General features: G+C 62.9%; 16 protein-coding genes. 9 read left to right on the forward strand and 7 right to left on the reverse strand.

All coding sequences use genetic code 11. The annotated features are described in order from the left end of the window. The first annotated feature begins 168 nt into the window (after window positions 1-168). The 7 genes from BLW08_RS20895 to BLW08_RS20925 are packed head-to-tail and all read left to right on the forward strand — an operon-like array spanning window position 169 to window position 7,453. Window positions 169-1,488 carry an extracellular solute-binding protein gene (locus BLW08_RS20895; protein ID WP_090822398.1) on the forward strand — a complete coding sequence of 440 codons (1,320 nt, stop codon included), beginning with the start codon at window positions 169-171 and terminating at the stop codon, window positions 1,486-1,488. Between the two features lie 4 nt (window positions 1,489-1,492). Then, entirely contained in the window at window positions 1,493-2,425 is a 933-nt protein-coding gene (locus tag BLW08_RS20900; protein WP_091327801.1) for a carbohydrate ABC transporter permease, read from the forward strand. Next, window positions 2,425-3,324 carry a carbohydrate ABC transporter permease gene (locus BLW08_RS20905; RefSeq protein WP_091327806.1) on the forward strand — a complete coding sequence of 300 codons (900 nt, stop codon included), beginning with the start codon at window positions 2,425-2,427 and terminating at the stop codon, window positions 3,322-3,324. The genes BLW08_RS20900 and BLW08_RS20905 overlap by 1 nt, the downstream gene beginning before the upstream one ends. Window positions 3,325-3,351: 27 nt before the next feature. Beyond that, the gene (locus BLW08_RS20910) at window positions 3,352-4,596 is read left to right on the forward strand and encodes a Gfo/Idh/MocA family protein (protein ID WP_091327810.1); all 1,245 of its coding nucleotides are present in this window, start codon (window positions 3,352-3,354) and stop codon (window positions 4,594-4,596) included. Then, complete coding sequence (locus BLW08_RS20915) at window positions 4,593-5,597, forward strand: sugar phosphate isomerase/epimerase family protein (protein WP_091327813.1); 1,005 nt, start codon at window positions 4,593-4,595, stop codon at window positions 5,595-5,597. The genes BLW08_RS20910 and BLW08_RS20915 overlap by 4 nt, the downstream gene beginning before the upstream one ends. A 48-nt stretch (window positions 5,598-5,645) precedes the next feature. Further along, window positions 5,646-6,347, forward strand: coding sequence for a ThuA domain-containing protein (locus BLW08_RS20920; RefSeq protein WP_091327851.1), 702 nt, complete (start codon window positions 5,646-5,648; stop codon window positions 6,345-6,347). Further along, on the forward strand, window positions 6,332-7,453 hold the full coding sequence (locus BLW08_RS20925; protein ID WP_091327816.1) for a Gfo/Idh/MocA family protein: 1,122 nt from the start codon (window positions 6,332-6,334) through the stop codon (window positions 7,451-7,453). The genes BLW08_RS20920 and BLW08_RS20925 overlap by 16 nt, the downstream gene beginning before the upstream one ends. Window positions 7,454-7,512: 59 nt before the next feature. On the opposite strand, the gene BLW08_RS20930 is transcribed toward BLW08_RS20925, so the two are convergent. Genes BLW08_RS20930 through BLW08_RS20960 form a run of 7 tightly spaced genes read right to left on the reverse strand, consistent with a single transcriptional unit; the run spans window position 7,513 to window position 15,405 of the window. Beyond that, entirely contained in the window at window positions 7,513-8,385 is an 873-nt protein-coding gene (locus BLW08_RS20930) for an HpcH/HpaI aldolase/citrate lyase family protein (protein WP_091327819.1), read from the reverse strand. Window positions 8,386-8,432: 47 nt separating this feature from the next. Then, the gene (locus tag BLW08_RS20935) at window positions 8,433-8,918 is read right to left on the reverse strand and encodes a MaoC family dehydratase (protein ID WP_091327822.1); all 486 of its coding nucleotides are present in this window, start codon (window positions 8,916-8,918) and stop codon (window positions 8,433-8,435) included. Further along, a complete protein-coding gene (locus tag BLW08_RS20940) occupies window positions 8,915-9,667 on the reverse strand; it encodes a CoA transferase subunit B (RefSeq protein ID WP_090822384.1) in 753 nt (250 codons plus the stop codon). The genes BLW08_RS20935 and BLW08_RS20940 overlap by 4 nt, the downstream gene beginning before the upstream one ends. Before the next feature lie 2 nt (window positions 9,668-9,669). After that, window positions 9,670-10,449 carry a CoA transferase subunit A gene (locus tag BLW08_RS20945; RefSeq protein WP_090822382.1) on the reverse strand — a complete coding sequence of 260 codons (780 nt, stop codon included), beginning with the start codon at window positions 10,447-10,449 and terminating at the stop codon, window positions 9,670-9,672. A gap of 20 nt (window positions 10,450-10,469) precedes the next feature. After that, window positions 10,470-11,633: an acyl-CoA dehydrogenase family protein gene (locus BLW08_RS20950; protein WP_090822380.1), complete on the reverse strand. Its 1,164-nt coding sequence runs from the start codon at window positions 11,631-11,633 to the stop codon at window positions 10,470-10,472. Beyond that, entirely contained in the window at window positions 11,630-13,792 is a 2,163-nt protein-coding gene (locus tag BLW08_RS20955) for an ATP-binding protein (protein ID WP_091327829.1), read from the reverse strand. Before BLW08_RS20955 ends, BLW08_RS20950 begins: the two co-directional genes overlap by 4 nt. Before the next feature lie 2 nt (window positions 13,793-13,794). After that, window positions 13,795-15,405, reverse strand: a complete 1,611-nt coding sequence (locus BLW08_RS20960) for a carboxyl transferase domain-containing protein (RefSeq protein WP_091327831.1) — start codon at window positions 15,403-15,405, stop codon at window positions 13,795-13,797. A 122-nt stretch (window positions 15,406-15,527) separates the two neighbouring features. Between BLW08_RS20960 and BLW08_RS20965 the strand changes: the two genes are divergently transcribed. Both BLW08_RS20965 and BLW08_RS20970 read left to right on the forward strand, forming a co-directional pair. Continuing rightward, entirely contained in the window at window positions 15,528-16,271 is a 744-nt protein-coding gene (locus tag BLW08_RS20965) for an SACE_7040 family transcriptional regulator (protein ID WP_254779996.1), read from the forward strand. 380 nt (window positions 16,272-16,651) lie between these two features. Further along, a partial coding sequence (locus BLW08_RS20970; RefSeq protein WP_254779999.1) for a DUF222 domain-containing protein occupies window positions 16,652-18,211 on the forward strand: 1,560 nt, incomplete at its 3' end.

The raw sequence follows: 18,211 nt of genomic DNA on the forward strand, positions 1-18,211 counted from the left end.
CCCCTCACAGCTAAATTTGGTGGGCACTTCCGAAAGGATTGTCGAAATATTTCGAAATGTCAACGGATTCGAAACGATCGATGTAGATCGTTCCGCCGCGGAGTGTGGCTTTTTACACGAAACAACCGGGCGATCAGAGTCGAGCCCGAAGGACGAATGGAAATGCACATGAAAAATCTGAAGTTGCGCACCGCCGGAATGGCGGTTTCCGCAGCCGCATTGTCGATTGCCCTGGCAGCCTGCGGATCCTCCGGACCTGCGGGGTCGGGAACATCCGCGGACTCCGCAACCATGTGGGGGCTGACAGGCGGCAACCAGCCCGTCCTCCAGACATCCGTTGACTCCTGGAACAAGGCACACCCCGATTCGTCCATCAAGCTCGACTTCTTCGCGAACGATGCTTACAAGACCAAGGTGCGGACCGCCGTCGGCGCCGGCCAGGGACCTACCTTCATCTACGGCTGGGGCGGCGGCGTCCTGAAGTCCTACGTTGATTCCGGCCAGGTGGACGACCTCTCCGGCTTCCTCAAGGAACACCCTGATGTTCAGAGCCGCTACCTTCCTTCGGTGCTCAAGAACGGCGAGATCGAGGGCAAGACGTACGCTCTGCCCAACAACAACGTGCAGCCCGTAGTCCTTTACTACAACAAAGAAGTCTTCGAGAAAATCGGTGCAGAAGCCCCCAAGACCTGGGACGAACTCATGGCACTGGTCCCCAAGTTCAAGGAAGCCGGCGTTGCTCCCTTCTCCCTGGGTGGGCAGTCCAAGTGGCCTGACCTGATGTGGCTCGAGTACCTGGTGGAACGCATTGGAGGCCCCGAGGTCTTCGCGAACATCGCGGCGAACAAGCCCAATGCCTGGTCGGATCCGGCCGTGATTGAGGCCCTGACCAAGATCCAGGACCTGGTGGACGCCGGAGGCTTCATCAACGGCTTCTCTTCGGTCGCAGCTGACAGCAACGCTGACCAAGCCCTGATGTACACGGGCAAAGCCGCCATGATCCTGCAAGGTGGCTGGATCTACCAAGGGCTGAAGAAGGACGCTGCAGATTTCGTCAAGAGCGGCAAGCTTGGCTACACCACGTTCCCCACAGTGGAGGGCGGCAAGGGTGATCCCGCCAACGTCGTGGGCAACCCGTCGAACTTCTGGTCCCTCTCCTCGAAAGCCACTGAAGGCCAAAAGAAGGCAGCCTTGGACTACGTCGCCGATGGCATGTTCACGGACGAGAACATCCAGGGACTCATTGATTCAGGTGCGGTGCCGGTGGTCAACGGTATCGAGGACAAGCTCGCTGCTTCCCCGGACAAGGACTTCCTGACCTACGTCTACGGCATGGCTAAGAACGCCCCCAGCTTCACCCTCTCCTGGGACCAGGCCCTCAGCCCCGCCCAAGGCGACGCGATGCTGGCAAACCTCGACCAGATCTTCCTGAAGAAGATCACCCCTGAGCAGTTCGCCTCCACCATGAACGCGACGATCGGGAAGTAGTCCTGTGTCAACCACAACAACCACCCGGGAGCAGTTGTCCCGGCGGGGTCAGGCATCCCGACGGACCTTGGAAAAAGGTCCGTCGGGATGGCTGGCGGCCCCGGCCCTCGCGTTCTTCATGCTCTTCGCCATCCTCCCGCTCCTGGGAGTCCTGTTCCTCAGCTTTACCCGCTGGGACGGACTTGGCGAGATCAAACTCGACGGACTCTCCAGCTGGAACACGGTCCTGGCCGATCCCGTCACGGGCAACGCCCTCCTGGTGACAGCAAAGATCATGCTCTTCTCCTTCATCGTCCAGGCACCCATCAGCCTCTTACTCGGTGTCTTCACTGCCGCCAGTCAGAAGTACCGGGCCGCTCTGGCGGTTCTCTACTTCGTACCGCTGCTGTTGTCCTCGGCTGCTGTGGCCATTGCCTTCAAGGCGCTGCTGGACCCCAACTTCGGCCTTGGCCCAGGCTTGGGGCTGCCGTTCCTGGCGCAGGACTGGCTGGGTAACTCGGATCTGGTGCTGTTCGTGGTGGTCTTTGTGATCGCCTGGCAATTCGTGCCGTTCCACACGCTCATCTACCAAGGCGGCGTACGGCAAATCCCCACCTCGCTGTATGAGGCAGCACAAATCGACGGTGCCGGCAGGATCCAGCAGTTCTTCAACATCACGTTGCCGCAGTTGAAATACACCATGATCACCTCTTCCACGCTCATGGTGGTGGGGTCCCTGGCTTACTTCGACCTGATCTTCGTGCTCACGGCCGGCGGCCCTGGCTACTCCACCAGGCTGCTTCCGCTCCACATGTACCTCACCGGCTTCAAAGCCAATGACATGGGAGCTGCGAGCGCCTTGGGCGTGATCCTGGTGGTCATCGGCCTGGCTTTGGCTTTGTTCCTTCAACGACTCGGCGGCAAGAACCGCAACGCCAGCCAATTGGAAGGTGCCTAATGGCTTCCACCACTCAACTCCCAACAGCACCCTCCGCGCTGCCAACGCCGGTGACCACCCGCCGTCGGCCCCAAAAACTTGGCCGCTCGCGGCCCAACCTTCTGGGTGGTCTGGGCGGCTGGATCTGGTTGGCGGTCATCATTGTGCCGGTCTACTACGTGGTGATCACAAGCCTGAAGAACCAAGCAGGGTTCTTCACCTCCAACCCGATGCTGCCTCCGGCTGAGCCAACGCTGGACAATTACAAGCTGGTTCTGGAGAACGACTTCGCCAGGTACTTCGCCAACAGCCTCATCGTGACCGTGGGCAGTGTGGTTCCAGCCCTCTTTGTCGCCTTCATGGCGGCTTACGCAATTGTTCGAGGCAAAGGCAGGTTCCTCAGCTGGACCAACAATGTGTTCCTGCTGGGCCTCGCCATCCCGCTGCATGCCACGATCATCCCCATCTATTGGATGATCACCAAAGCCCACATGTACGACACCTTGCTGGCCCTCATCCTGCCGTCCATTGCGTTCGCGATCCCCGTGTCCGTGCTCATCCTGTCCAACTTCATGCGGGATGTTCCCAATGAGTTGTTTGAGTCGATGCGGCTGGATGGCTGCTCTGATTGGGCCATGATGTGGCGCCTCGCGCTGCCCCTGACCAAGCCCGCTGTCATCACGGTTGGCATCTACAACGCACTGCATGTGTGGAACGGATTCCTGTTCCCGCTGATCCTCACGCAAAGCCCGGAGACCCGTGTACTGCCGTTGTCGCTTTGGACCTTCCAAGGTGAGTTCAGCGTCAACATTCCGGCGGTGCTGGCCTCCGTCGTGTTGGCCACGCTCCCCCTGCTGGTGGTCTACGTGGTGGCCCGCCGGCAGTTGCTCAGCGGCCTGACCGCCGGTTTCAGCAAGTAACTGGTTTCCAGCAGAAAGGAATTACTCATGACGGAACCGAAGCCCCTGCGGGTTGGCATGGTGGGTTATGCGTTCATGGGTGCCGCCCACTCCCACGCCTGGCGCACGGCACCGCGCTTCTTTGACTTGCCCCTCATACCGGAACTCACGGCCGTGGCGGGCAGGAATGCGGACGGTGTACGGGCAGCAGCAAGCAAGTACGGCTGGGCCTCCACAGAGACTGATTGGCGTCGGTTGATTGAACGGGACGACATCGACCTCGTTGATATCTGCACCCCGGGAAACACCCACGCCGAGATTGCCATCGCCGCCCTGGAAGCCGGAAAACACGTCCTGTGTGAAAAGCCGTTGGCCAACTCCGTGGAAGAAGCGCAGAAGATGACCGCCGTGGCAACAGCGGCAGCCGAGCGTGGTGTGCTCTCCATGTGCGGCTTCAGTTACCGCCGCACACCTGCACTGGCCCTTGCCAAGCGGATGGTGGACGACGGCCGTTTGGGTGAACTTCGCCACGTCCGCGCACAGTACCTGCAGGACTGGCTCAGTGATGCCGATGCCCCGCTGACCTGGCGGTTGGACAAGTCAAAGTCCGGCTCAGGTTCCCTGGGTGACATCGGGGCACACAGCATAGATGCCGCTCAATGGATCACCGGGCTCAACATCACCGGCGTCTCGGCGCTGCTGGAGACGTTCGTGAAAGAGCGGCCGGTTGGCGGCGACTTTGTGGGCTTGGGCGGTCACGGTGGCGCTGACGGTCCGCGCGGTCCGGTGACCGTGGACGACGCCGCGCTGTTCACCGCCCGTTTCGAAGCCAGGCACGACGACGGCACTGACGCCCGCCCCGGCGGCACCGGCGCACGGGCCGGGGCAGGTCCCATCGGTATCTTCGAAGCCACCCGGTTTGCCTTGGGGCGCAAGAATGCGATGCGCCTGGAGCTGAACGGCACCAAGGGTTCCATCGCGTTCGACTTCGAAGACATGAACTCGCTGCAATTCTACGATTCCGCGTTGGAACCGGATGCCGGGTTCCGGAAGATCATGGTCACCGAACCGTCCCACCCGTACACCGCCAACTGGTGGCCCACCGGCCACGGCCTGGGCTATGAACACGGATTCACCCATCAGGTAGTAGACCTCGTGAATGCCATCGGCGCAGGCGAGCAGCCGTCGCCGTCGTTCGCGGACGCCTTGCAGGTGCAGAAGGTTCTGGCCGCTGTCGAGGCGAGCGCGGATAACGCAAGCCGCTGGCAGAACGTCCACAAGGAAGCATTATGACGCGGCCCATTACCCTCTTCACCGGCCAGTGGGCAGACCTGCCGTTCGAGGAGGTGGCACGGCTGGCTGGAGAGTGGGGTTTCGACGGACTGGAGATCGCGTGTTGGGGCGACCACCTGGATCCGCAGCGCATTGTGGAGGACGATGCCTACTTGCAGGCCAAGCTGGACGTCCTGGAAAGGCACCATCTGACCGTCCACGCGATTGCGAACCATCTCACCGGGCAAGCGGTTTGCGATGATCCCATCGATGAGCGCCACCGGGACATCCTGTCCCCGGCCGTATGGGGCGACGGAGAACCGGAAGGCGTGAGGCAGCGGGCCGCCGAAGCAATGAAGACTACAGCCCGGGCAGCAGCGAGGCTTGGGGTCAAGACTGTCACGGGGTTCACTGGCTCTTCCATCTGGAAATGCGTGGCGATGTTCCCACCGGCCTCGGACGCCATGATCGAGCGCGGGTACCAGGACTTTGCCGACCGCTGGAATCCCATCATTGACGTGTTCGACGAGGTTGGGGTCAGGTTCGCCCTTGAAGTCCACCCCTCAGAAATCGCCTACGACTACTGGACGGCCCAACGCACGCTGGACGCAATGGAACACCGGGACGGCTTCGGCCTGAACTTCGATCCCTCCCATTTCATCTGGCAGGACCTTGACCCGGTGATGTTCCTGCAGGACTTTGCGGACAAGATCTTCCACGTCCATGTCAAGGAATCCGTGCGGCAGCTCAACGGGCGGAACGGCCGCCTTGGATCCCACCTGCCGTGGGCAGATCCCCGCCGCGGTTGGGACTTCGTCACCGCCGGCCACGGCGATGTGAACTGGGAGCCCATCTTCCGGACCCTGAACGCCATTGGCTATGAAGGACCCACCAGCATCGAGTGGGAGGACGCCGGCATGGACCGGCTGCTCGGCGCTCCCCAGGCGCTGGACATGGTCCGGAAACTGGCAGCCATCCGTCCCCCGGCCGCCGCATTCGATGCTGCCTTTGCAACGCGCTGAGCCAACAGACCCAGACTCCAATGATTACGCCCCGAAATGAAGGAAACCATGACAAGCAATAACAAGACAGCGCTGGTGGTTCGCGGCGGCTGGGACGGACACCAACCGGTGGAAGCCACAGAGCTGTTCATCCCCTGCCTCAAGGACAACGGTTATGACGTCAGGGTGGAAGAGTCCCCTAAAATCTACGCCGATCCTGATTACATGGCGGGAGTAGACCTCATCGTGCAGTGCATGACGATGACCACCATCGAACAGGACGAGTTCGAGGGACTCCGCACCGCCGTCGGGAATGGCACCGGCCTGGCGGGCTGGCACGGTGGCATCGCCGATTCCTACCGCAACAACTCGGACTATCTGCATCTGATCGGTGGCCAGTTTGCCTGCCACCCGGGCAAGCACCCTGACGAGCGGATCGGCGAGCAATCGGACAATTATGTCCCCTACACCGTGAACATGCTCCCCGCGGCCGCCGAGCACCCGATCACACAGGGAATCGGCGATTTCGACCTCGTCACGGAGCAATACTGGGTCCTCAGCGACGACTACATTGATGTCCTGGCCACCACCACCCAAAAGGTGCGGGAATGGGACCCTTGGAACCGCGAAGTGACCTCCCCCGCCATCTGGACCCGCCAGTGGGGCAAGGGCAAGATCTTTGTCTGCACCCCTGGCCACCGCGTGGAAATCCTCCAGGAGAGCAACGTTCGCACCATCATCGAAAGGGGAATGCTGTGGGCATCCCGCTGAACCCTGCCAAGCCGCTGAACGTCGGAATCATCGGCTGCGGTGCCATCATCGCGCAGTACCTGAGCAACTTCCGCAGGCTGGAATCGATCAATCTTGTGGCCGTAGCGGACCTCGATCCGGCCCGGGCGCAGGCTGTGGCCGACTCCTACGACGGAGTCCGTGCATTGACCGTGGACGAGCTCCTGGCCGCGGACGACGTCCAGCTCGTCCTGAACCTGACCATCCCCGCGGCGCACGCCGATATTGCGTTGAAGGCGATCGCCGCCGGCAAGTCGGTCTACGGTGAAAAGCCGCTCGCTGCCACCACCGCCGAGGCCCTGGAGGTCCTCGACGCGGCCGCAGCGGCCGGAGTAGTGGTTGGCTGCGCACCGGATACCGTGCTGGGCACGGGTATCCAAACGGCCCGCAAAGCGATCGATGATGGACTCATCGGCGCGCCGGTATCGGCCACAGCAACCATGGCAACGCCGGGCCACGAACGCTGGCACCCCAATCCCGACTTCTACTACCAGCCCGGTGGCGGACCGCTGCTCGACATGGGACCTTACTACGTCTCGGCGCTGGTGACGCTGCTGGGACCTGTGGTGTCCGTGGTGGGCGCGGCGAGCCACACCCGCAGCGAACGCACCATTGGCTCGGGTCCGCGCGAAGGCCAGAAAGTCCCGGTGGACATCGATTCCCACGTCACGGGTGTCCTGGTCCACCAGTCCGGCGCTCTTTCCACGCTGTTCATGAGCTTCGACGCCGTCAAGACCAAGAGCCCCAATATTGAGATCCACGGGCAGACGGGCTCGTTGATCGTCCCGGACCCCAACTACTTCGACGGCGACGTGCAGCTCTTCGCACTGGGCGCTGAAGACTGGGAAACGCTGCCTGTCTCGGCCGGCTACGTGGATTCCGGCCGTGGGTTCGGCATCGCCGATCTCGCAGCAACACCGGAAGGACAGGAACCACGCGCCGGCGGCCAACTGGCATTCCATGCCCTGGATGTCATGGAATCAGTCTTGGAGTCCGCCAGGAGCGGTCAGGCGGTGGCCATCAGGAGCACGGCCGCCCGGCCCACCGCCGTGGACCTGCAGGAACTCGCGACGACGGTAAGCGCCTAGCGCTGCGACCACCGGCCAGGATGCCGGCTAACGCGGATGTTTTGGGGAGAACATTGGCTTTAGCTGGCATCCCGCTCGAGGCCTGCGCGACGCAGGGTCGCTTGGGCGTGCTTGAGGATGGGACCGTCGATCATCCTGCCTTTGAACTGGAACACCCCCGTGCCGGCCGCAGCCGCTGCTTCGAGGAGTTCGGTGGCTTGGGCGACGGCTTCGGGACTCGGGGCGTAGGCTTCCCCAACCACGGCGACCTGGTTGGGGTGAATGCAGGCCTTCGCGCCGAAGCCGCTGGCCACGGCGTCTGCGGACTCGGCCATCAGGCCCTCAAGGTCCGGGATGTTCACATACACGGAGTCGATGGCTTCTTTGCCCGCGGCCTTGGCGGCAAGCAGTACAGCAGACCGTGAGTGGAGCGCGACAGCCCGGTACCCGCCGTCGTCGTTTCGGCTGGAGAGTCCACCCAGAGAAGCCAGCAGGTCCTCTGCACCCCACATGAGTCCCACCACGTTCGGTTCGGCGGCGATCGCGGCAGCGTTGACGATGCCTGCCGCCGTTTCGCAAAGGGCAATGACCTGGTAGCCCTCCAAGGACCTGGGCTGCTCCGCGCTCTCAGCCTTGGCCAGCATGACGGTGCGGTATGGCGTCTTCGCCAACGTCTGAAGATCAAGCTCAAACTCCGGCGTCCCCACGGGATTGACCCGGACGATGGTGGAGGCCGGATCAAGCTCTCCCGCGCCGAGCTGCGCGAGGATCGCTTCGCGGGCCCCCGGCTTGTCCGTAGGAGCCACTGCGTCCTCGAGATCCAGGATGACGGCGTCGGATCGATCAGCTGCCTTTCCGAAACGCTCCGGCCGGTCGGCTGGGCAGAACAGGAGCGCCGGACCCATGGTGAACGGCTGAACTGCACTTGCGGAGGACGGAGCGGGAGAAGGCATGCGGATTCCTTGCTGGAGAAGTGCTGACATGAACGTGGGAAGAGTGACTAAGGCTGCGCGGCGTGCGCTTGCTCGGTCCACATGAGGCAGGTTCGGGTGGCCAAAGCCACCACAACGCCGTCCTGGTTCCGACCGGTGTGCTGCATGGTCACCACGCCCTGTCCGGGGCGGGATGAGGACAACCGTTTCCGGGTGATCACCGTTTCCGTGTACAGGGTATCCCCGTGATACAGCGGGTGTGGAAAGGTGACATCCGTCAGCCCCAGCTGCGCGATGATGGTCCCTTGCGTCAGCTGGGTCACCGACTGCCCCACCATGGTGGATAACGTGAACATGGAATTCATCAGCCGCTGCCCGAACGGCTGTGAAGAACTCCATGCCGCGTCCAGATGCAGCGCCTGCGTGTTCATGGTCATGGTGGTGAACAGGACGTTGTCCGTCTCGGTGACCGTACGGCCGGGCTTGTGCGCGTAGATCACTCCTTCTTCCAGTTCATCAAAATACAGCCCGCGCTGCTCCACAACACGCGTCATACGGTGAGCTCCTGGTCTTCTTCGAACAGTTCGGCCCCTGTAGCGGCCAGGACGTCGTCCAGCGTGACGTTGGGGGCAAGCTCGCGGAGTACCAGACGCGGATCCCCTTCGTCCTTGACCACGTCAATCACCGCGAGGTCTGTGATGATCCGGTCCACGCACCCCTTCCCCGTGAGCGGCAGTGTGCAGTCCTGGACGATTTTCGGCCGGCCGTTGCGGTCCACATGTTCCATCATCACGATGACCTTCTTGGCACCGAACACCAGGTCCATGGCACCACCCATGCCCTTGACCATCTTGCCGGGAATCATCCAGTTGGCCAGATCGCCGTTGGCCGCCACCTCCATCGCGCCCAGAACCGCCACATCGACGTGCCCGCCACGGATCATGCCGAAGGAGGATGCCGAATCGAAGAAAGCAGCTCCCGCGTTGGTGGTCACCGTTTCCTTGCCGGCGTTGATGAGGTCAGGATCCACCTGGTCCTCCGCCGGGTACGGCCCCACTCCCAGGATGCCGTTCTCGGAATGGAGAATGACCTCCACACCGTCAGGAATGTAGTTGGGGATCAGTGTCGGCATACCAATGCCCAGGTTCACGTACTGCCCGTTGGTCAGTTCCTTGGCCACGCGGGCGGCCAGCTCATTGCGGGTCCAGCCTTTGGCTTCGTGATGTTCGACGTCGGCACGCCGGTACTCGTGGCGCACGGCTTCGGGGCGGGGCGGCAGGTCTTGGAGGCTGTTCGATTCCATGGCTAGGCTCCTGCCTGCTCCGGGGTTGCGGAGGACAATGCCACCGTTCGCTTTTCTATCCGCTTCTCATTTGAAGTTGCCACCACTACCCGTTGCACAAAGATGCCAGGTGTGTGGATGTGTTCGGGGTCCAGCTCCCCGGGTTCCACCAATTCCTCTACTTCAGCGATGGTGGTCTTCGCAGCCATGGCACAAAGCGGGTTGAAGTTCATCGCTGTTGCGTGGAACACGAGGTTGCCGTGCCGGTCGCCCTTCCAGGCATGGACCAAACCGAAGTCCGGTGTCAGGGACTCTTCCAGCACATAGTCCGCGTCGTTGAAGGTGCGTACCTCCTTGGGTGAGGAGGCCAGCGCAACGTTCCCGTCGGCGTCGTACTTTTGCGGAAGGCCGCCTTCGGACACCTGGGTTCCTACACCGGCCTTGGTGTAGAAGGCGGGGATGCCGGCGCCACCGGCGCGGAGCTTCTCGGCCAAGGTGCCCTGCGGGGTGAGGACCACTTCCAGCTCCCCGGCCAGGTACTGGCGTGCGAATTCCTTGTTCTCGCCCACATACGAGCTGATGGTTCGCCGGATGCGCCCGTCCCTCAGGAGGATGCCCAAGCCCCAGTCGTCCACTCCGCAGTTGTTGCTGACGGTTTCCAGGTCCGTGGTGCCTTGGCTGTGGAGAGCGTCGATCAAGGAAACCGGGATTCCGCATAACCCGAAACCTCCCACGGCGAGCGAAGCCCCATCCGGGATGTCCTTCACCGCGTCCGCGGCGCTGGCAACAACCTTGTCAATCATCCTTGATCCTTCCCGTACGGTTACAGACCCAGCTCGCGGGCGATGAGCATCAACTGGACTTCGGTGGTGCCTTCCCCGATTTCAAGGATCTTTGAGTCGCGGTAATGCCGTGCCACCGTGAATTCGTTGATGAAGCCATAGCCGCCGAACACCTGGGTGGCGTCCCGCGCGTTGTCCATGGCTGCCTCGCCTGCGACCATCTTAGCGATGGCCGCTTCGGTCTTGAACGGCTTGCCGGCCAGCATCCTGGAGGCGGCGTCGTAGTACGCCAAGCGGGCCGTGTGTGCCCTGGCTTGCATCCGTGCGATCTTGAACTGGATGGCCTGGTACTTGCCGATGTTCTGCCCAAAGGCGCTGCGTTCCTTGGCGTATTTCACGGACAAGTCCACGCACCCTTGGGCTGCGCCGGTGGCCAGCGCAGCGATCGCGATGCGTCCTTCGTCCAGGATGGAAAGAAAGTTAGCGTAGCCACGGCCACGCTCCCCCAGGAGATTGGCTTCGGGAACACGGACATTATCCAGGGTGAGCGGGTGGGTGTCGGAGGCATTCCACCCCACCTTGTTGTATGGCTTTTCTGCCGTGAAGCCGGGCGTGTCCGTAGGCACCAGGATGGTGGAGATTTCCTTCTTGGTGCTGCCGTCGGCGTTCTCCTTCAGGCCCGTGACTGCAGTGACGGTGACCAGGGTGGTGATGTCCGTACCGGAGTTGGTGATGAACTCTTTGTTGCCGTTGATGACCCACTGGCCGTCCTCCAGGTGGGCGTGGGTCTTGGTGCCGCCGGCATCAGATCCGGCCTCACGCTCCGTCAACCCAAAACCAGCCAAGGACCGACCAGAGGCCAGTTGCGGCAGCCACTCCTGCTTCTGCTCCTCGGTGCCGAAACGGTGAACGGGCATGGCACCCAGCGATACCCCGGCTTCCAAGGTGATGGCCACGGACTGGTCCACGCGGCCCAACTGTTCCAGAGCCAGGGCCAGCGCGAAATAGTCTCCGCCCATCCCGCCGAATTCCTCAGGGAACGGCAGGCCGAACAGACCCATTTCCCCCATCTGTTTGACTACTTCGTAGGGGAAGCTGTGCTCTTCGTCGTGCTTGGCGGACACGGGCGCAACTACTTCGTCGGCGAACTCGCGGACGGAGTCGCTGAGGTCCTGGTATTCCTCATTCAGTTCAAAGGTGCTCATGGCTGGACTTCCTTGTCTGTGCTCTTGCCGGCCGTGTCTTCAGGGGCTACGGCTACGTGAATGGTGGCGAGTACCTGGTCTGCCTTGACCAGGTCCCCGGGCTTGCTGCTGAGGTGGACAGTTCCGGATACCGAGGCCACCAGTTGGTGCTCCATCTTCATGGCTTCCACAGCCAGGAGGACCTGGCCTTCCTCCACCGAATCTCCGTTGGCCACGGACACCGAAACCACGGTCCCGGGCATGGGCGAGCGCACTTCAGGATCCGCGGCTCCCTCGTCACGCTGGATCCCGGCGAGCACGCGCCTCAGGCGATCAGCCCGGTTCAGGACCTCAAGCCGAGCGGACCAGCCGTCGTTGCCAACGAACATCTCCCCTGCGCCGCCGGCCGCCACCGCATAGGTGACCATCCCGCCGTCGAGCTCCAGGACGATGCTGTCACCGCCGCTTTCCAGCACCCTGACCTTCACAGGAGGGGCGTCGTCCACCGTGACTGTCACAGAGGGGTCATTTTGGGTGACGGACGCATTGTTGGCGACCGACACGGTCGCCATCTTGCCGCCCGGAACACCGAAAGTGGCAGTCCATGCTCCGGGGGCGCCAACGCGCCAGGAGTCGGGAGTCTTCCACGCAGTGCCGGCGAGCACCGAGCCCTTGCGCCCCAGCCACAGCGTGAGCGCAGCGGCGATGAGTTCCGGATGACCCGCGTGCCTGAACGTCATGGACGGGAGTTTCCGCTCAATCAGGCCGGTGTCGAGGTGCCCGGCCCGGACATCGGCATCATTGATGAGCAGCCTTAAGTACTCCACGTTCGTGTCCACGCCCAGCAAGGTGTAACGTCCAAGCGCCGCGTCGAGAGTATCCAGGGCCGCCGCCCGGTCTTCGCCCCACGCGATGACTTTAGCCAGCATGGGATCGTAGTCGCCCGTAATGTCCAGGCCACTTCGCATAGCGGAGTCGATCCGCACGTTGGCGTGGGTTGGTTCCAGCCCTGTCACTGCAGGATCCGCCGCGCCCTGTTCGGCCACGGCCACGATCCGCCCCATGGACGGCATGAAGTTTCTCTCGGGGACCTCGGCGTAGATCCGGGCTTCTACGGCATGACCCTTAAGCACGACGTCGGGCTGCTGGACGGTGAGTACCTCACCGGCGGCGATCCGCACCTGCCATTCCACGAGGTCGATGCCCGTCACCATCTCCGTGACAGGATGTTCCACCTGCAGGCGGGTGTTCATCTCCATGAAGAAGAACTCGTCCGGGTGTTCGTCGGACACCAGGAACTCGACGGTACCGGCGCCGCTGTAGTTGACCGAACGCGCTGCGTTGCAGGCTGCCTCGCCCATCCTCATCCGCTGCGCGGCTCCGTCCGCCAGCGATTCGAACAGGGCGGACGGGGCCTCCTCGATGACCTTCTGGTGCCGCCGCTGGAGCGAGCACTCGCGTTCGCCCAAGTGGATAACGTTGCCATGGTTGTCAGCCAGGACCTGCACCTCAATATGCCGGGGAGCCCGAATGAGCCGCTCCAGGAAGAGGGTGTCATCCCCAAATGCAGATGCTGCCACCCGTCGTGCTGCCAGCAGCGTGGGGGCCATGTCCTCGGCCCGTTCCACCACGTGCATGCCCTTGCCGCCACCACCGGCTGACGGCTTGATCAGCAAAGGGAATCCCACCCCCGGGGCCGCAGCGATCAGTTCCTGGTCGGTGAGTCCGGGCTTGGCGATGCCGGGGACGCACGGAACGTCGTAGGCCATGACATGGTTCTTGGAGCGGATCTTGTCTCCCATGACCTCAATGGCTCCGATACCTGGCCCGATGAACGTGATTCCAGCCGACTCAAGCGCCTTGGCGAACTCCACATTCTCGGACAGGAAGCCATATCCCGGGTGCACGGCATCTGCTCCGCTGCGACGGCACGCGTCGATGATGGCGTCGATCATCAGGTAACTCTCCGCGGGCGATCTGCCACCGATGGCAACGGCGGTATCGGCCAGCGCAACGTGTTTGGCATCCTTATCCGCGTCTGAGTAAACGGCGACAGAGCGGATGCCCATCTCCTTCAGTGTCTGGATGACACGGCACGCAATCTCACCCCGGTTGGCCACCAGGACAGCGTTGAAGGCCGGCGGCGCGGAAGCGGGCAGGGTATGTGTTGGCAGGGTCATGGTCACATCCTGAAGAGGCCGAAGGAGGTCTCGGGCAGTTGTTGTCGGGAAACGACGTCCAGGGCCATTCCCAGGACTCGCCGGGTGTCAGCGGGGTCGATGATGCCGTCGTCCCAGAGCCGGGCAGTGGAATAGTAGGGACTTCCCTGATCCTCGTATTGCTGCTTAATGGGAGCTTTGAAGGCTTCCTCGTCTTCCGCGGACCATTCCTGGCCTGCGGCCTCGTACTGGTCCCTCTTGACCGTGGCAAGGACGCTGGAGGCCTGGTTGCCGCCCATGACGGAGATGCGGGCGGCGGGCCACATCCACAGGAAACGTGGTGAGTAAGCCCGGCCGCACATGGAATAGTTACCCGCGCCGAAGGAACCACCGATGACGACGGTCAGCTTGGGCACCCGGGCTGTGGCAACCGCCGTGACCATCTTGGCGCCGTTCTTGGCGATGCCGCCTTGCTCATAGTCCTTGCCCACCATGAAGCCGGAAAGATTCTGCAGAAAGATCAAGGGGATGCCGCGCTGGTCGCAGAGTTCAACGAAATGGGCGCCCTTCAGGGACGACTCGCTGAAAAGGACGCCGTTGTTGGCCACGATGCCCACGGGATGCCCGTGGAGGTGCGCGAACCCGGTCACCAGCGTGGTGCCATAGTTTTTCTTGAACTCATGGAATTCGGAACCGTCCACGAGCCGGGCGATGACTTCGCGGACGTCGTACTGTGCGTTGACGTCCGTGGGAACCACACCGTAGATCTCTGAAGGGTCGACGACGGGCGGCAGGACGACGTCGAGCACGTCCCACGCCGGCTGTGCCGGCTTCGGCAACGTTGCCACGATGTCCCTGACGATTTCCAACGCGTGCTGGTCGTTCTCCGCCAAATGGTCCGTGACACCGGAAATCCGCGAGTGCACATCGCCGCCACCGAGCTCCTCGGCAGTGACGATCTCGCCAATGGCTGCTTTGACCAGCGGCGGACCGCCCAGGAAGATGGTTCCCTGGTTCCGGACGATAACTGTCTCATCGCTCATCGCGGGCACGTACGCACCACCGGCGGTGCAGGACCCCATCACCGAAGCGATCTGCGGGATCTTGGCCGCGGACATCCTGGCCTGGTTGTAGAAGATACGACCAAAATGTTCCTTGTCCGGGAAGACCTCGTCCTGCCTGGGGAGGAAGGCTCCGCCGGAATCGACGAGGTAGATGCAGGGAAGCTTGTTCTCCAAGGCGATTTCCTGCGCCCGGAGGTGCTTCTTGACCGTCATGGGATAGTACGTTCCACCCTTGACCGTGGCGTCATTGGAAATCACCAGGACGTGGCGGCCGTGGACCAGGCCGATGCCTGCGATCACCCCGGCACCCGGGGAATCGTCGTTGTACATGCCGTTGGCGGCCAGCGGTGCAATCTCGAGGAAGGGGCTGCCATCATCCAGCAGGAAGTCAATGCGTTCGCGCGGCAGAAGTTTGCCCCGGGCGATATGCCGCTCCCGGGACTTGGCCGGGCCGCCAAGCGCCGTCGTCGCCAAACGCTCTTTCAGTTCCTCCACCAAGGCAAGCTGTGCTCCTTGGTTGGCTTCGAAGGTGCCGCTGCTGGACCCCATCAGGCTGGCAAGTGTCTCCATTGACCGTGTTCCATTCCCGGCCCCAGGCCATTTCGGTTAGTGCCACGTAACTGAAATTTAGGTTAGTCTTTATTAACTGTGATGTCCAGCACAGCAAGGCCCGCCAGGCTGGCTGAGACGGTATGAACACCAGGGAGGACAACGTGGCCGTAGGCCCGGAAGCAAGCGCAGACGGCGACCGCACTGGTACAGCGCACGTTGGTAACGACCGCGCAGGAACCGGCCGCGTTGGAACCGACCGTGTTGGAACCGACCGTGTTGGAACCGACCGTGTTGGAACCACGCAACGAAGCCACGCCAAGGAGCTGCGCCGTTTAGCACTGCTGACCGCTGCAGCGGGACTCTTCGCGGAAAACGGGTTCAGCCGGGTCTCCCTCGAAGACCTCGGCGCCGCCGCGGGTGTCAGTGGGCCGGCCGTGTACCGCCACTTCCCCGGCAAGCAAGCGGTCCTGGGTGAACTTCTCCTCAGCGTCAGCAGGGATCTGCTGGAGGGCGGACTACGGGTGGTGTCGGAATCGGATGATCCCCGGTCCGCTCTGAAGGGGCTGATCCAGTTCCAGGTGGACTTCGCCCTCAGCAATCCCGACGTGATCCGGGTCCAGGACAGGGATTTCGGAAGCCTCAGCGACGCCGACCAAGCCGAAGTCAGGTCCCTGCAACGCAGCTACGTTGAAACCTGGGTGGACGTCCTTGCGCGGATCCACCATGGCGCGGACATTCCTGCCCTGCGCGTCCGGGCACACGCGGCGTTTGGCCTGATCAACTCCACCCCGCACTCGGTACGCCACCACGGCCGGAAGATCGCCGTAAAGTCTGCCCGCCCCATCCTGGAACAGATGGCCTTCACGGCTCTGACTTCAACTTGATGCTGAATTCCCGGGAGTTTTGAGCCCTCTTCCAACTGTCCGCTCATAATGTCGGAGCCCGGTGAAATGATTTCTTCATGGAAGATATGGGGCAGTTGAGAGCATCATGGGCGGCACCGTCCGCCGCTGTCGTCGCTCTCGCTGCGGTCCTATCACGTCAGAAATTGGGTACGCCGCACCTGGTTAAGGCTGGGTACAAGGATCCGGCTGCGTTCAAGGGTCCGACGGCGCCCGTCACCACCATCAGCCGCTTCCACGGGGTTGGGCTGGCCAACGGCCCGGTAAAGTTCGACCGGCCTGCAGAGTCCGCGGGCCCCATGTCAGCGGGCACCAGGTCCACGGGCCCCGAGTCCGCGGACTCCCGGTCAGCGGGCCCGGAGATGGCAGCCGCTTTAGCCCACAGTTCCGGTTCGATTCTGGAACTGTGGCCTGAGCATGAGACCGACCAACGCTTGGAGGCTGCTCAACCAACCCAAGGTTTCGACGCTAAGCGTCCGGAACTTGTTACGGCTGATGGACGTGACTTGGCGGCGCTTCTTGACGACGGCGCGGCGCTTCTGGACTCAGCGCGTTTGGTGGCTGCGGCCGAAGCTTCCCTCTTTGGTTTCGTAGAGGCTGCGGATTTTGCCGGCAAAGTCGAGGAGTTTGCCCGGGTTCTGGAGTACTTGCAGGTGGTGGCGGCCCAAGCCGTCGAACGGACCCGGAACGAGGCGCAGAACGCGCAGAGAGGGTCGTCATCTGCAGCGCCGGAGTGGCGGACTGGATGGGCTGAACCGGCCGTGGGTGCGGACAACCCGGTCGACTCTGTGGCGTTGGGCGCAGCCCAGCCGGGCGCAGCCATGGGTACATACAGCGCAGCCCAACCGGGCGCAGCCACGGGTACACACAGTGCAGCCACACCGGGCGCAGCCGCCTGGGTGGCGGGTAGTGCCGGTGCCGCGAAGGCCGGGAGCCCGGCCAGTCCCTTGGACGACGGGTACCGGAACGCCGCCGAATTCCTGCGCGCCCGGCTAAGGATCAGCATCAGCGAAGCCCGCCGCCGGCTCGCCCTCGCCAACGACGTCCTACCCCAGACAGGAATGACCGGCCAGCACATCCCCGCCCGCCGCGAGATCCTCGCCGACGCCCACTCCTCAGCCCTGCTCCCGTCCCGCTCCGCGACCATCATCAGTGCCGCGTTGGACAAAACCCGCCACCTCACCGACGACGACACCATCACCCTGATGGAACAAGCCCTTACCACCACCGCGAAGGAAACCGACCCCGACTTCGTCGCCAAAATGGCCAAAGCCTGGTCCGACAGAATCGACCAAGACGGCCCGGAACCCTCAGAAGAAGCCCTCCGCCAACTCCAAGGCGCGTTCCTGCGCCGCCGACGCCGCCACGGACTCCACCACCTCGAAATCTTCGCCACCGACGAACAAATCGAAACCCTCACCACCGCCATGAACACCGCCACCAACCCCCGCCTCACCACACCAGAACCCAGTCACACCACCGAACCCAGCGACACCACAGAACCCGGTCACACCCCGGACGACGGAACCCCCACCGGAACCACCCCCACAGGAACGGGCACGCATGCAGCAGCCCACGGCCCCACCGGACCGGACCTGGACCGACGCACCCGCGCCCAGAAACTCCTCAACGGCCTCGTCGGCGCCTGCGCCCTCGCGATGAGCACCGGGAAACTACCCTCCAACGGCGGACTCCGACCCCAACTCACCGTCACCATCGACCACCGCCACCTCTTCGAACAACTCACCCACCACAACAAGCCCAACCACACCGGCCACACCGGCACGGGCCCGAACCCGCTCAGCTCCGGAACAGCGACCTTCACCGGCCCGCTACACCCCAACACCATCCGCAAAATCGCCTGCGACGCCGACATCATCCCCGTCCTGCTCGGCAGCCAAGGCCGCGTCCTGGACATCGGA

The organism is Arthrobacter sp. cf158 (assembly GCF_900106835.1).
GTDB lineage: Bacteria > Actinomycetota > Actinomycetes > Actinomycetales > Micrococcaceae > Arthrobacter.